Below are 13908 nucleotides of genomic sequence, written 5' to 3' on the forward strand. Positions count from 1 at the left end.
ACTCGCGACCACGACGGCCGCTCGGCTATGGTCGGCGTTCGACTTTTTCGTGGATGGTGCAATGGCATTGGTTGCAGGCTGGTTGCGGATTCCTTTCTGGCAGCGCGTGCTCGCCGGCTTCGTGCTCGGCGCGCTCGCGGGTTGGCTGCTGGGGCCTGCGGCCGAGCGGTGGTTCCAGCCGCTGGGCGATGTCTACGTCAACCTGATCAAGATGATCGCGATCCCGCTGGTGTTGTTCGCGGTGATCAACGCGGTCGGTGCATTGCACGGGCAGAAATCGATCGCCGCGCTCGCGGGGCGCACCTTCGCGTGGTTCGCCATCACCGCCGTGCTCGCGGTCGCCGTGGGCCTGGCGGTGGGCTGGATCGTGCAGCCGGGCGTGGGCGTCGGCGCACTGGCGATCGCATCGGACTACACGCCGAAGAACGTGCCCGGCCCGCTCGATGTGTTGCTCAACATCGTGCCGCAGAATCCGTTTCGTGCATTGTCCGCCACCGCCGCGGGCAAGACGGCCGACGGCACCAGCGTCATCGTGCCGAGCAATTCCACGATCCTGCAGGTGATCTTCTTCGCGGGCCTGATCGGGTTCGCGTTCGTGAAGCTTGGCGAGAAGGCGACGAACCTGCGCCTGCTCGCGCGCGAAGCGAACGACACGATGATCCAGGTCACGCGCTTCGTGCTGGAGTTCACGCCGCTGGGCACCTTCGGTCTGATCGCGGGCCTGGTCGGCGCTTACGGTTTCGAGAAGCTGCTGCCGCTGGGGAATTTCGTCATCGCGCTGTTCATCGCGTGCATCGTGCAGATCGTGGTCGTCTATGGCGCGCTGCTGCTCATGCACGGGCTCAATCCGCTGAAGTTCTTCCGCGGGGCGGCGCCCGCGATGCAGGTGGGCTTCGTCGCTTCCAGCAGTTTCGCGGCGATGCCCGTTTCGCTGCGCGCGGTCGAACACAACCACGGCGTCGACAAGGATTACGCGGCCTTCGCCGTGCCGCTGGGCGCGAGCATCAAGATGGACGGCTGCGGCGCGATCTACCCGGCGTTGGCGGCGGTGTTCATCGCACAGTATTCGGGCATCGAGTTGCACGCGGGCACGTACGTGACGATCGCATTGGCCTCGGTGCTCGGCAGCTTCGGGACGGCAGGCGTGCCCGGAACTGCGGTGATCATGGCGACGGTGGTGTTGAGCGCCGCGGGCTTGCCCCTGGAAGCGATCGGCTATCTGTACGCGATCGACCGGGTGCTGGACATGATGCGCACGATGACCAACGTCACCGGGCAGATGTTGGTGCCGGTGTTGGTCGCGAAGGAAACGGGTTTGCTGGATCGCACGGTGTACGAGGCGGCGTCGAGCAATGTCGGGGTGGAGCATGTCGCGAGAGAGCCGACATGAGCGAGATCGTTTTGGTCGAGCGGTTTCCGGACGTCGACGATTACTTGCGCGTGCGCGCGGCGGCGGGAATGCATGCGAAGTCGCGCGAGGCGGCGGAGCGTGCGTTGCCCAATACGTTGTACGGCGTCAGTTTGGCGCGCGATGGCGCGGTCGTCGGGATGGGGCGCGTGATCGGGGACAACGGGTGTTTCTTCACCGTCGTGGATATCGCCATCGTGCCGGAGTTGCAGGGGCAAGGCTTGGGGCGGCGGGTGATGGCTGCGCTCGACGCCTGGTTGCTGCGGAATGTCCCGCCGTCGGCTTATGTGACCTTGGTTGCCGACGGTGACGCGAAGTATTTGTACGCGAAGTTCGGCTTCGTTGAGAGCGCGCCGGTCGCGGTGAATATGGAGTACGTGATGGAAGCTGGGGGCGTTAAGAGCCATCGGCATCTTGAGACGTAGGAGGGCGCGCTCGAAACCTGTTGGCGCGCCGCCCGAACGTGTGAAGTTCCAAATTTTTTTGGGAAAAAAATTTGAAACTCCCCACGCTGGGGCATCACCATCAGGGTCGCTTCGATCAGGTCGCTTTCGCTCGGGCTTTCATTTTTGAGTGCGAAGCAAGCTTCGCACTGGCCGATCATTGAGAGCGGAGCGCGGCGCAGCCCTTGCGCTTTTTGACGAAAACGATCGGCTACCTGCAAAGCTTGCTTTGCAGCCCCCAACAATCGCTCGAGCGAAAACCCCTTGATCGAAGCGACCCGCAAGGTAATGCCGCACGTTCCCGGCGGCGCGCCAATCGGTTTGTGGCGCGCTTCACTACAAATGCAACAGCGCTCTTAGCGAGATCCAGAACGCTGCTTGGCAACCTCGGCATCGAACTTCGCCTCAGCCCCATCCGCATACTCGACACAAGTCATCGGCTTGGGATGCGGATTCGCAGCGTCAATCGGCGTCCACCCGCTCGCATCCGCATGCGGCGTCAACAACACATCGCACGGTAGTTTCCGGACAACGTCGAACGTGCGCTTGTACGTCTCCACGATCCGCGGAAACCGCGCATTCCCGATCAATTTGTAGCCAGGTGCACTGAGACTGTCGACGTACGCGATGCGCAGCGGCTTGCCGTCCTTCGTGTCCGTCCATGTCCAACTCGTGCTGCCCGGCGTGTGCCCCGGCGTGAAATGCCCGGTGAGGCGCATCGCGCCCAACGCGACGACTTCCTCGTCCTGCAGATAACGATCGACCTGCGCCGGCGGGAAGGTGATGCCGTCGCCGAAATGGATGTCGTCGGTGCCGCCCCTGGCGAGCATCGCCGCGGATTCGGCGTTGGCGACGACACGCGCGCTGGTCGCGCGCCGCAGCGCGGCCACCGGGCCGGCGTGGTCGGCGTGCGCGTGCGAGACCAGGAGCCAGCGCAACTGATTCGGTGCGACGCCGGCCTTGCGCATGTTGGCGAGCAACATCTCGGCGGCCTGCGGCATGCCGCCGTCGATCAACAGCGCGCCATCGGGCGTGACGACCAGGATCGCGCTGATGGATTCGGTGCCGATGTACCAGGTGTGGTCCGCCAGTTGCAGCGGTGCGATCGGCTGGCGCCAGGCATCGGGCACTTCGTACGCGCCCGACTGCGGCAAGGGCTTCTCGCGCGGAACGTCTGCGGCGAAGGACGACAGCGTCGAAAACGACAGCAGGGCGACGGCGATGCGCGTCGCGCGAAACAGGGTTTGCATGGGGGCGGGGATCAGGTGACGGAAACAGCTTGCCGCGGACGCGCGAGACGCGCGCCGAGCAAGGCCATCGGAACAGGCAACACGACGCCGAGGATCGCGACCCACGTCGGATGATTCGGCACGATGAGGATCATCCCGATCACGCCGAGCAGGACGAAGAGCGCGACGACGACGGCCGCGGTGCGCGGCCAGGCGCGCGAGATCTTCGCTGCAACCCAGCCGCCTGCGAACGCACCGGCGACCCACGCAAGCACGAGCATCGCAAGTGCGGCGAACGGCGCGGCCGCCAGGATCGCGGCGAGATTGGCCGTGTCCTTCGGATCCAGCCCCTGCGGTGGCGGATACAACAGATGGCTGCCGTATTCGATGCCGGCGATGACGATGTACATCACCACCAGGCCGGCGAGCACGCCGAGCACGCATTGCACGATTGCCTTGCCCATTCGCCGTCACTCCCCACGCAGTCGCATCAGCATGCACGTGCGCCGGCGCGGCCTGCAAGATGGCCTTCGCACGGGGCGGCGTAGACTCGCCGTCCGCCTCCGTCATCGGATCCCCGCACCATGGCCGGACACCAGCGCACCCTCAACCTGCGGTTCCTCGCCGAACCCTCCGACGTCAACTACGGCGGCAAGGTGCACGGCGGCGTGGTGATGAAGTGGATCGACCAGGCCGGCTATGCCGCCGCAGTCGGATGGGCGGGGAAGTACTGCGTGACCGTCGCGGTCGGTGGCATCCGCTTCGTCGCGCCGGTGCGGATCGGCGACCTGGTGACGGTGTCGGCGACGCTCGCGCGCACGGGGACCAGTTCGATGCAGTTCGCCGTCGACGTGCGCGCCCGCGACCCCATGGGCGGGGAAGGGCGCCTGTGTACCCATTGCATCATCGTGTTCGTGGCGCTCGACGGCGTCGAAGGCAAGCCGGTGCCCGTGCCGCCGTGGGTACCGGCCACCGACGAGGACCGCGCGATGGCCGAGGAGGCGGACCGGATGATGCAGGCCGTGCGCGACCCGGCCGCGCCCCCCTGAAATGCAGAAGGCCGCCTTTCGGCGGCCTTCGAAGCGGGTTGCGCGTGCGGATTACATCGCGACGCGGCGCCCCTGCAGGTAGCGACCCGACCAGTAGCTCGAGGCCAGGCTGTCCACGCGGACGTCCTTGCCGCGGCTCGGCGCATGCAGGAAGCGGCCTTCGCCGACATAGATGCCGACGTGGGTCACGCGGCCGCGCAGGCCGAAGAACACCAGGTCGCCCGGCGCCAGCGACGAACGATCGACCGCTTCGCCCGTGGTGGCCATCTGGCGCGAGACGCGCGGCAGTTCCATGCCCAGCACGCTGCGATAGACGTAACCGACCAGGCCGCTGCAATCGAAACCGTCGGTGGACTCGCCGCCCCAGCGATAGGGCGTGCCGAGCAGCGACATCGCCTTGCTGAGGACGCCGGAGATGCGTTCGGTGAGCTTGGGCTTCTGCTGCTGGTCGAGGACGGCGTTGGGATCGAGTTCGGCCAGGTCGCCGAAGATCGGGCGCACCTTGAGGGGCGCGGCCATCTTGATCGGCGTATCGAGCTGCACGGCCGATTGCGCGCCGGCGGCCACGACGTTGGCATCCTGGGCAAACGCATTGGTGGCGGCCACGCAGAGCGCGGCGGCACACAGGAAACGGATCGCGCCCGCGCGCATGCGCAGGGCGGTGGTGGCGGTTTGGCCAGTTGTCGCGTTGGTCGTCACGAAGCCATCACTGAATCGAAGTCCGGGCGACCTTACCGGCTGAAGACCGGGTGAAGGTTCAAAATTCGTTAGGGTCGCGTGAACCCATGCAAGATTCGTGACCGGTCTTCGTATTCATCCACCCGCCACGGCCGCTTGATTTTCTGAATGCGCCCTAGCGCAGGACCCGGCGGGCACCGGCGTAATGCTGGGCCCAGTAAGGGCCGTCGAGGTGGTCCAGGCGGACCGTGCCACCGGTACTCGGGGCGTGGACGAAGCGCCCTTCGCCGACATAAATGCCCACGTGCGTGACCGTGCTGCCGCTGGAGAAGAACACCAGGTCGGCCGCGGCCAGGCGATCGACGGCGACCTTCGGCCCACCCGCCGCGGCGAGATCCCGCGAGGTCCGCGGCAACTGCACCGCCGCCATGTCGTGGAAGACGTAGTTCACCAGGCCGCTGCAGTCGAAGCCGCCCTCGGGCGTGTTGCCGCCCCAGCGATACGGCGTGCCGACCAGGCCGATGGCGCGCATCAGCACCGCGTTGGCACGCGCCGGGTCGGCCGGTTCGATCACCGGCCAGGTGCGCGGCATCGCGATCCGCGCGCTCGGCGCGGGCGCACGCACCGCCTCGCCGCCACCGCACGAAGCGAGCAGCACCGTTGCGAACAGAAGAAGGAGGGAGCGGACCCGCGCTGGCGCGGGTGCCGGGATGCCCGGATAATGCGCGACCCCGCGGGCCGTGCTGCGTTCGGCGTTCATCGCCGGCGAGTTTGGCCGCTTTCACGCGGCGCTAGCAAGCGCCCCCATCGAGCCTGCGCATTCGCCAGGCCACCGGAACCCCGATGAAGATCGAAAAAGACCGCGTCGTCCGCTTCCATTACACCGTCAACGAGCGCTCCGCCCACGAAGCCGGCGAAACGCCGATCGAATCGTCGGCCGACCGCGAGCCGCTCGCCATCCTGATCGGCCACGGCAACATCATCCCGGGCCTGGAGAAGGCGATGGAAGGGCACGAGGCCGGCGAGAAGTTCGGCGTGGACGTGGCCGCGGCCGATGCCTACGGCGAAATCAAGGAAGGCCTGAGCCAGCGCGTGCCGAAGAAGCATTTCGGCAACCAGCGCCTGGCCCCCGGCATGCAGGTCGTGCTGAACACCAACTTCGGCCCGCGCGCGGTGACGATCCAGAAGGTCGGCATGAGCGTGGTCGACGTCGACCTCAACCACCCGATGGCCGGCAAGGACCTGCACTTCGACGTGGAGATCGTCGACGTGCGCGAAGCCTCCGCCGAAGAGCTGGAGCACGGCCACGTGCACGGCGATGGCGGCCATCACCACTAATTCGAGCCGGGGCCTGTCGTCCCACTGACTTCCGGCCCTGACCGACGGGCCCTCCGCGTGGCGTAATCCCGCCACACGGAGGGCACCATGACCGAAACACGCTTCACCCCGATCGGCACGCAAGACCGCATCACGACGCTCGACGTCATCCGCGGGGTCGCGCTGTTCGGCATCCTCCTGATGAACGTCGAGTTCTTCAACCGGCCCATCAGCCAGCTCGACATCGGCCTGCCCGGTGGCATCACCGGCATCGATTACTGGGCCGGGTGGTTCGTCCACGTTTTCATCCGCAGCAAGTTCTGGACGATGTTCTCGCTGCTGTTCGGCATGGGCTTCGCGGTGATGCTCGGCCGCGCGCAGGCCGCGGGACGTCCGTTCCTGGCGCCTTACGTGCGCCGCACGCTCGCGCTGGCGCTGTTCGGTTTCCTGCATTGCGTGTTCATCTGGAACGGCGACATCCTGTTCGATTACGCGATGGCGGCGGCGTTCCTGCTGATCGTCTTCCACGCCAAACCCAAGGTGTTGTTGTGGATCGCGGGCGTCGCATTCGGCGTGGCCGCGATTTCGGGCGCCGCGTATTTCCTCGGCCATGAACAAAAGATCTGGGCACCGTCGCTCGCCCTGGGCGGCCCGTTGCTCGTGCTCGGCGTCCTCGCCTGGGCGATCCGCAAATGGCCGGCCAACGGATTGCGCAACGCGGGGCTGGTGTTGTTCCTGCTGCCGTGCATCGGATTGCTGATCGGCGGGCTCGCGACGCCGCAGACCACGCAGGCGCAACGCGACCGCGCCGCGCTCGTCGATGCGAAGACGCCGGAAGAACGCGCCGAGTTGAAGAAGTCGCTCGAGGAGCGCACGAAGGCCTACAAGGAACACGACGACAAGGTCGCGACCGAGCGCCACCTCAACACGAGCGGCACGTACGCCGAAAACGTCGCGTTCCGCCTCGCCGAATGGCCGAAGGACGCGGTCAGCCACATTCCGTTCTCGCTGACCTTCGTGCTCGGCATGTTCCTGATCGGCGCGTGGTTCATCCGCTCGGGCCTGATGACGCAACCGGCCGAGCACCTGGACTTCTACAAGAAGATGGCCTTGTTCGGCATCCCGTTCGGCATCGGCCTGTCGATCGTCGGCGCGGCGATCGCCTCCACGCACGTGCGCGGCATCAACGATGCCTTGTTCACCTTCTCGCAGGGCCTGATGCTCATCGCCTCGCTGCCTGCATGCCTCGGGTACGTGGCCGCGATCGTGCTGATGTTCCACTCGCCGCGATTGCGCGGGTTCGTCGCGCCCTTCGCGCAAGCCGGGCGCATGGCGCTGAGCGTTTACATCTCGATGTCGGTGATCGGCACGCTGTTCTTCTACGGCTATGGCCTGGGCCACTACGGCATGGGCCGCGCGTGGCAGTTGCTCTGGTGCGTGGCGGTGTTCGCGGTGTTGCTCGTGCTGGCGAACCTGTGGCTCAAGCGCTTCCGCTACGGCCCGCTGGAATGGGCGTGGCGCGCGATCACTTACCTGCGCGCGCCATCGATGCGCCAGGAGCGCCTGCAACCGGCGTGAACAAAAACGGCCCGCAAAATGCGGGCCGTTTCGTTTTCGGCAAACGACGATCAGTTGACCGACACGGCGCTCCATGCACGCGCGACGGCGTTGTACTGCGTCGAACCCGAGCCATACAGGTCGGCCGCCGCCTTCAGCGTATCTGCACGCGCCTTCGGATAGGTCTCGGTGGAGGTGAAGTACACCGTCAGCGCGCGATAGTAGATGCGCTGCGCGGCGTCGCGGCCGATGCCGGTCACGCCGGTGTCGCCGTTGCACACCAGTTGCGCGGGCGTGTAGTTGAAGCCCGAGGGGTTCACCGCGCCTTCCGCCAGCAGGTAGAAGAAGTGGTTGCCCGGGCCCGACGAGTAATGCGGATCCACGCCGGTCAGGCCAGCCGCCGGATAGCAGTTGTACGAACGCCCGCCGTCGGCATCGCCCGGGCGGAACATGTAACGCAGCGCGGTATGGCCGGTCGGATTGGAGCGATAGATCTTCTCGCCGATCATGTAGTCCGGCACGTCGGCGGCGTTGTTGGCGAAGTACTCGACCATCGTGCCCATGATGTCCGACGAGGCTTCGTTGAGCCCGCCGGCGTCGTTGGAATACGTCAGGCCCGCCGTCGCTTCGGTCACGCCATGCGTCATCTCGTGGCCCGCGACGTCGATGGCGACGACGGGGAACCAGCTCGAGGTGCCCAGGCCGTAAGCCATGAACTTGTAGGGCGCGCCGTACCACGCCGCGTTGCCGCCCGTGGCCGGGCCGCCGTTGCGGAAGGTGATGTTGACGACGCTCTTCACGCCGACGCCATCGTTGTAGATGCCGTTGCGGCCGAAGATGGTCTTGTAGAAATCCCAGGTGGTGGCCACGCCGAAGTGCGCGTCCGAGGCTTCGGAGGCGACCGACGACTCGTTGTTGTTGCCCCAGTCGTTGTCGGCGTCGGTCATGATCGCGGCCGTGCTGTACACCTGGTCGATCACCTTGCCCTTGCCGTCGCGCGTGTTGCCGCCGCCGCGCGTGGGATCGACCATCTGGTAGCCGCCGCTGATCGAATCGGTGGTGATGCCCACGTCGCCGAGGAACAGCGTCTGGCCGACACCCGCCGCGGCGGTGGTGTGGATGCGATTCCACTTGTCGAGGACCTTGCCGGACTTGGCGTCGACGAAGTAGCGCATGTCCGCGTCGCCATCGCGCTTCGAAACACCGCGCACGCGGATTTCCCAGGCGAGGACCGGGCGCGCGCCGCCGGCATAGACCACCAGGCCCTGGCTGCCGATGTCGTCGAGCTTGCCGTTGAAATCGGCGCCGGCGGCGAGGATGGCGTCGTCCGCGGTGCGCGTGGCGCGCAACAGCGGGCGTTCGCGCGTGCGCAGCCCGAGCGAGGCCGACTTGAACTGGCCGTTGCGCGAATGCACGACCACGTCGCCACCGATCACCGGCAGGCCGCGCCAGGTGCGGTCGTAGCGGACGTGCTCGGTGCCATCGGCGTCGACGAGGACATCGCGCACGAGGAAGGCATCGTCGGCGGCGCGTTGCGCGGCGGCGGCGTGCGTGGCCAGCAGGTCGTTGGCGCGCAGGGTGGCGGCGGGGTTGGATTTGCCGGCGATCGCCGGGGCGGAGAGGACAGCGAGGCCAGCGAGCACGGCCATGTGCAGCACACGAGCGTTGGAATGCATTCGAATGGAACCCCTGAGTCGATGGAAGATGGCCCGGTTCGTGGTCCGGGCCTGTGCTCCCCGGCCTTGCCGTGCACCGGGTCGTTCGACTCTGTTGTGCAACGCGCAGGAATGTCATGCTGCAGCACAACAGGGCGCTGAACGGCTTCAGGTCGGTCAACGCCACTTCACGCGATTCCGGTGGTCGAGCGCAGATGCAGGACACGACGACAGTCGAAACCCTCATCGTCGGGGGAGGGGCCGTAGGGCTATGTTCGGCGATCGCCTTGCGCGATGCCGGCCGGCAGGTCGTGCTGATCGAAGCCACGCGCGTCGGCGCAGGCGCATCGCATGGCAACTGCGGCACGATCACGCCGAGCCACGCCGGCCCGCTCGCGCAGCCGGGCATGATCCAGACCGCGCTGCGCATGATGTTGCAGCCCGACGCCCCGCTGTACATCCGCCCGCGCGTCGATCCGGTGCTGTGGCGTTGGTTGCTGCGCTTCGCCGCGCGCTGCAACGTGCGCGATTTTGAACACAGCGCACGCGCGAAGGGCGCGCTGCTCAATGATTCCCGCGTGCGCCTGGGCGAATGGATCCGCGACCTCGCGCTCGAATGCGAATTCGTCGAATCCGGCGAGGATTACGTGTTCCGCGATGCCCGGCGCATGGCGCACGATTACGGCGAAGCGCCCTTGCTGCGCGACCTGGGCGTGCAGGTCGATGTGTTCGAAGGCCGCGAATACGAAGCGCTCGAACCGGCATTGAAGCCCGGCGTCGCCGGCGCGATCCGTTTCGCGGGCGACGCCGCGCTGCGCCCCGATCGTTACGTGGACGAACTCGCGCGCGTGTTCCGCGCCAAGGGCGGGCAGATCGTCGAAGGCTGCGCGCTGCAGGCGATCGAACGCGACGGCGATGCCTGGCGCGTGCGCACGTCCGCCGGCACGTATCGCGCTCGTGAGATCGTGTGCGCGCTCGGCGCATGGACACCGCGCCTGGCCGATGCGATCGGCCTGTCCGGCCTGCGCGGCGCGATGCAGCCGGGCAAGGGCTACTCGATCACCTACGATCCGCCCGCGCGCGTTCCGAAGCATCCGCTGGTGTTGCGCGAACGCCAGGTCTGCGTGACGGCGTGGCCGAGCGGCTATCGCCTCGGCAGCACGATGGAATTCTCCGGTTTCGACGACACGCTCAACGCGCGCCGCCTTGCCGCACTCGAACGCGGCGCGGCCGAATACCTGCACGAACCCGTCGGCCCGGTGGTACGCGAGCGCTGGTTCGGCTGGCGCCCGATGACGTGCGATGACATTCCGATCATCGGCCCGGTCCCGCGCCGCGACGGCATCTGGCTCGCCACCGGCCACGGCATGATGGGCATCGGCATGAGCACGGGCACGGGCCAACTCATCGCCGACCTCATCACCGGCCGCGCCCCTGCGATCGATCCGGCGCCCTACGCGCCCTCGCGCTTCGCATAGGCCTAAACTCCGGCGCCATGGACACGATCTTCGCGTTGCACCGCGGCACCGCGCCGCTGTTGGTCAGCCTGCCGCACGACGGCAGCGAGATTCCCCCCGCCCTCGCGCAGCGCATGGTCGAACGCGCGCGCATCGCACCCGACACCGATTGGCACGTCTCGCGCTTGTACGAAGTCGCGCGCGCACTCGGCGCATCGATCCTGCGCCCCCGCTATTCGCGTTACGTCGTCGACCTCAACCGCCCGCCGGACGATGTATCGCTGTACCCCGGCCAGAACACGACGGGCCTGTGCCCGGCCGTGCAATTCACCGGCGACCCGGTGTACCTCGAAGGACAGGCACCCGACGAAACCGAAGTCGCGCAACGCGTCGACACCTATTGGCGCCCGTACCACGACGCCTTGCAGGCCGAACTGCACCGCCTGCGCGAAGCGCACGGCCGCGTCGTGTTGTGGGAAGGCCACACGATCAAAGGCAGCGCCTTGCCCTTCCTGTTCGAAGGCCGGCTGCCCGACCTCAACCTCGGCACCTCCGGCGGCGCGAGCTGCTCGCCCGCGTTGCAGGCCAAGCTCGAAGCCGTGCTCGCCGCGCAAACCGAATTCGACTGGATCGCCAACGGCCGCTTCAAGGGCGGCTACATCACGCGTCACTACGCCGCACCCGCGCAGGGCATCGACGCCGTGCAACTGGAAATGAGCCAGCGCCTGTACATGGACGAAGACACATTCGAATACGACCCGGTGCGCGCGGCACGCGCGCAGGGCGTGATCCGAAGCTTGCTGGAAGCGGCGATCGGATAAACAGCCTCTTCGACAACGATCGGGTCAGTGCGAAGCTTGCTTCGCACCGGCAAAGCGAATGCCCGGGCGAAGGCCCCCGATCGAGAGCCAACGCTCGAAAGGTGATGCCCCAGCGTTGTGAGTTTCAAATTTTTTTCCCAAAAAAATTTGGAACTCACAACGTTCGGGCGACGCGCCAATGACGCAAGCGGCGCTCTTGCTACGCAAACGCCAACAAAAAAGGGCGACCCGAAGGCCGCCCCTTTTCGTATCCGCGTCCGCGTCAGTTACGGCGACGTCGCGACCTTCGCGTTCGGACCAATGTACTTGTCCAGGAACGCTTCCATCCGGCGATACAGCTCCGCGACGTTCTCCGGCTTCACGAAACCATGCCCTTCGCCGCTCGCCAACATCTCCTGCGCCGGCTGCCCGATGTCCTTCAACGCCGCCGACATCGCCCGGAACTGATTCATGTTGGCGGTGTTGTCCGCCGTGCCGTGGACCAACATGACCGGCACCTTGATTTCCTTCGCGCGCAGCGCCGGCGAAATCTTGGCCAGCGCGTCCATGTCGGTGCCGACCGTACGGTTCCAGAAACGCTTGATGCGATCGGATTCCCCATCCCGGATATCGGTCTTGCGCATCAGCGCCATGTCGTACACGCCGACATAGCCGATCGCGCACTTGTACATGCCCGGGTTGAGGATGGGCTGCATCATCGCCGAGTAACCGCCGAAGCTCGCACCGTACATGCAGATGCGGTTGGGGTCGGCCAACTTCTGGTCGATCGCATACTTCACGCCGTCGGTGATGTCGTTCTGGATCTTGTCGCCCCAGCCCTTCCAACCCGACTTCTCGAAGCCCTCGCCACGCCCATCGGAACCGCGGTAGTTGATCTGCAGCACGGCATAGCCGCGGCTGGCGAAGAACTGCGCGTCGGTTTCGAAGCCCCAATCATCCGAAACGCCGTACGGCCCGCCGTGCGGCATGACGATCGTCGGCTTCGGGCCGGTGCCGTTGGCGGTGTAGATGCCGTAGATCTTGGTGCCGTCGCGGTTGGTGAAGCTGATCGGACGCGAGGGCGCCATGGTTTCGGGCTTCAACCAGGGGCGGAACTCGACGACCTTCTGCGCCTTCTTGGCCGCGCGGTCGTAGAGGTACCAGTCGCCGGCGTTCTTGTCGGAGGCCACCGAGAACAACACGCGGTTGTTGTCGCGGCTGTAATCGTTGAAGTACACCATCTGGCCCGGGAAGGCCTTCAGGATGCCGACGTACAGCTTCGCGTACTCCGAGTCCGGCTTGATGATCTTCAGCAGCGGCTGGTTGTTGTTGTAGTACACGGCGAACGGCGCGCCGTTGCGCCCTTCGAGGAACCAGCCCGACGGCGTGAGGTCGGTGTGGTCGTCGAGCTTGGTGCGCGTGCCCGCGGCCAGGTCGATGCGGTAAGGCTGCGCGGCTTCCATTCCGTCGGCGACGAAGGCGTACAGGACGTTGTTGTCCTGTTCCCACACCGTCGCGTACAGCTGGCGGCCGGCGATCGATTTCGGCAGCGGCTTCCAGTCGCCGCCCTTGGCGGGACGGTAGTCGAGCACCGGATCGTCGTTGTCGTCGAGCGTGCGGCGGACGCGCGCTTCGCCCGTGCGGTCGAACTGGTACCACGCCAGCTTGCCGCCGCGTTCGACTTCCTTGCGGTCGCCCGTGCGCGTGTCGACGCGGTAGATCACCGTGTCGGGTTCCTTGCCGCAGGTGGCGCAAGTGAAATCCACGAGGGCCATGCCCGGCTCGTCGAGCACGTCCACCAGCGACGCCCAGCCTTCGTCCTTGCGGCGGCCGCGCGTGTTGCCGTGGTCGGCGACGTAACCGAACAGCGTGTCCTGGTTCTTGCCGTTGACGTCGGAGGTCATCAGCTGGCCGGTCGAATACGGCCGGGGATCCAACGGGGTCATCGTCGCGCGTGCGACCACGACGCGATCGTCGGCCGTCCACGTCACGTCGGAGACATGTTCCATGCGGCCGAAGCGCAACGTCTGCGTCTTGCCGCTGCCATCGAGCTTGACGATCTGCAGCTGCGTTTCCAGCCCGTCGGCCGAGGGAACTTCGATGGCGGCGTATTCGCCGGTCGGCGACAAGGTTGCCCCCCAGGCCTCCGGACGCTTCGCGAAATCGGTGACGCTGACCTGCTGGGCAATCGCCGGAACGGCGACGAGCGCGAGCGCGCCGAACCAGCGCGCGAATGTGGTGCGTTGCATTGCGACTTCCTGTGCTGAGCCTCTCCCCGAGGCTTGCGCAGGTTACCGAAGCGGGGCGCCGCAGGC

General features: G+C 66.4%; 13 protein-coding genes. 7 read left to right on the top strand and 6 right to left on the bottom strand.

Annotated elements, in window-relative coordinates:
• The first annotated feature begins 61 nt into the window (after nt 1–61).
• Both AC1DOM_RS14100 and AC1DOM_RS14105 read left to right on the top strand, forming a co-directional pair.
• Complete coding sequence (locus AC1DOM_RS14100; RefSeq protein WP_498964361.1) at nt 62–1390, top strand: dicarboxylate/amino acid:cation symporter; 1329 nt, start codon at nt 62–64, stop codon at nt 1388–1390.
• The gene (locus AC1DOM_RS14105) at nt 1387–1833 is read left to right on the top strand and encodes a GNAT family N-acetyltransferase (protein ID WP_498964363.1); all 447 of its coding nucleotides are present in this window, start codon (nt 1387–1389) and stop codon (nt 1831–1833) included. Before AC1DOM_RS14100 ends, AC1DOM_RS14105 begins: the two co-directional genes overlap by 4 nt.
• Nucleotides 1834–2207: 374 nt before the next feature.
• On the opposite strand, the gene bla is transcribed toward AC1DOM_RS14105, so the two are convergent.
• Nucleotides 2208–3074, bottom strand: coding sequence for a subclass B3 metallo-beta-lactamase (bla, locus tag AC1DOM_RS14110; RefSeq protein WP_498964511.1), 867 nt, complete (start codon nt 3072–3074; stop codon nt 2208–2210).
• Nucleotides 3075–3112: 38 nt separating this feature from the next.
• Nucleotides 3113–3544 (bottom strand): hypothetical protein, encoded by a 432-nt coding sequence (locus tag AC1DOM_RS14115; protein WP_498964365.1) that lies wholly within the window; start codon nt 3542–3544, stop codon nt 3113–3115.
• A gap of 120 nt (nt 3545–3664) precedes the next feature.
• On the opposite strand from AC1DOM_RS14115, the gene AC1DOM_RS14120 reads away from it, so the two are divergent.
• The gene (locus AC1DOM_RS14120; RefSeq protein ID WP_498964367.1) at nt 3665–4129 is read left to right on the top strand and encodes an acyl-CoA thioesterase; all 465 of its coding nucleotides are present in this window, start codon (nt 3665–3667) and stop codon (nt 4127–4129) included.
• Between the two features lie 51 nt (nt 4130–4180).
• On the opposite strand, the gene AC1DOM_RS14125 is transcribed toward AC1DOM_RS14120, so the two are convergent.
• Both AC1DOM_RS14125 and AC1DOM_RS14130 read right to left on the bottom strand, forming a co-directional pair.
• Nucleotides 4181–4780, bottom strand: a complete 600-nt coding sequence (locus AC1DOM_RS14125) for a C40 family peptidase (RefSeq protein WP_498964513.1) — start codon at nt 4778–4780, stop codon at nt 4181–4183.
• 202 nt (nt 4781–4982) lie between these two features.
• Nucleotides 4983–5567 (bottom strand): C40 family peptidase, encoded by a 585-nt coding sequence (locus tag AC1DOM_RS14130; protein ID WP_498964369.1) that lies wholly within the window; start codon nt 5565–5567, stop codon nt 4983–4985.
• An 83-nt stretch (nt 5568–5650) separates the two neighbouring features.
• On the opposite strand from AC1DOM_RS14130, the gene AC1DOM_RS14135 reads away from it, so the two are divergent.
• Both AC1DOM_RS14135 and AC1DOM_RS14140 read left to right on the top strand, forming a co-directional pair.
• Complete coding sequence (locus AC1DOM_RS14135; protein WP_498964371.1) at nt 5651–6145, top strand: FKBP-type peptidyl-prolyl cis-trans isomerase; 495 nt, start codon at nt 5651–5653, stop codon at nt 6143–6145.
• 87 nt (nt 6146–6232) lie between these two features.
• Nucleotides 6233–7702, top strand: a complete 1470-nt coding sequence (locus AC1DOM_RS14140; protein WP_498964373.1) for a DUF418 domain-containing protein — start codon at nt 6233–6235, stop codon at nt 7700–7702.
• Nucleotides 7703–7752: 50 nt separating this feature from the next.
• On the opposite strand, the gene AC1DOM_RS14145 is transcribed toward AC1DOM_RS14140, so the two are convergent.
• The gene (locus tag AC1DOM_RS14145; protein ID WP_498964375.1) at nt 7753–9357 is read right to left on the bottom strand and encodes a M4 family metallopeptidase; all 1605 of its coding nucleotides are present in this window, start codon (nt 9355–9357) and stop codon (nt 7753–7755) included.
• Between the two features lie 194 nt (nt 9358–9551).
• Here AC1DOM_RS14145 and AC1DOM_RS14150 point away from each other — a divergent pair, with 194 nt between their 5' ends.
• Nucleotides 9552–10814, top strand: coding sequence for an NAD(P)/FAD-dependent oxidoreductase (locus tag AC1DOM_RS14150; protein WP_498964515.1), 1263 nt, complete (start codon nt 9552–9554; stop codon nt 10812–10814).
• A 17-nt stretch (nt 10815–10831) separates the two neighbouring features.
• Nucleotides 10832–11614, top strand: coding sequence for an N-formylglutamate deformylase (gene hutG / locus AC1DOM_RS14155; protein ID WP_498964377.1), 783 nt, complete (start codon nt 10832–10834; stop codon nt 11612–11614).
• 266 nt (nt 11615–11880) lie between these two features.
• Here hutG and AC1DOM_RS14160 read toward each other — a convergent pair whose 3' ends face one another.
• Nucleotides 11881–13842, bottom strand: coding sequence for an alpha/beta hydrolase family protein (locus AC1DOM_RS14160; protein ID WP_498964379.1), 1962 nt, complete (start codon nt 13840–13842; stop codon nt 11881–11883).
• Nucleotides 13843–13908 lie beyond the last annotated feature (66 nt).

The sequence above is a fragment of the Lysobacter sp. P5_B12 genome (genome assembly GCF_056400425.1).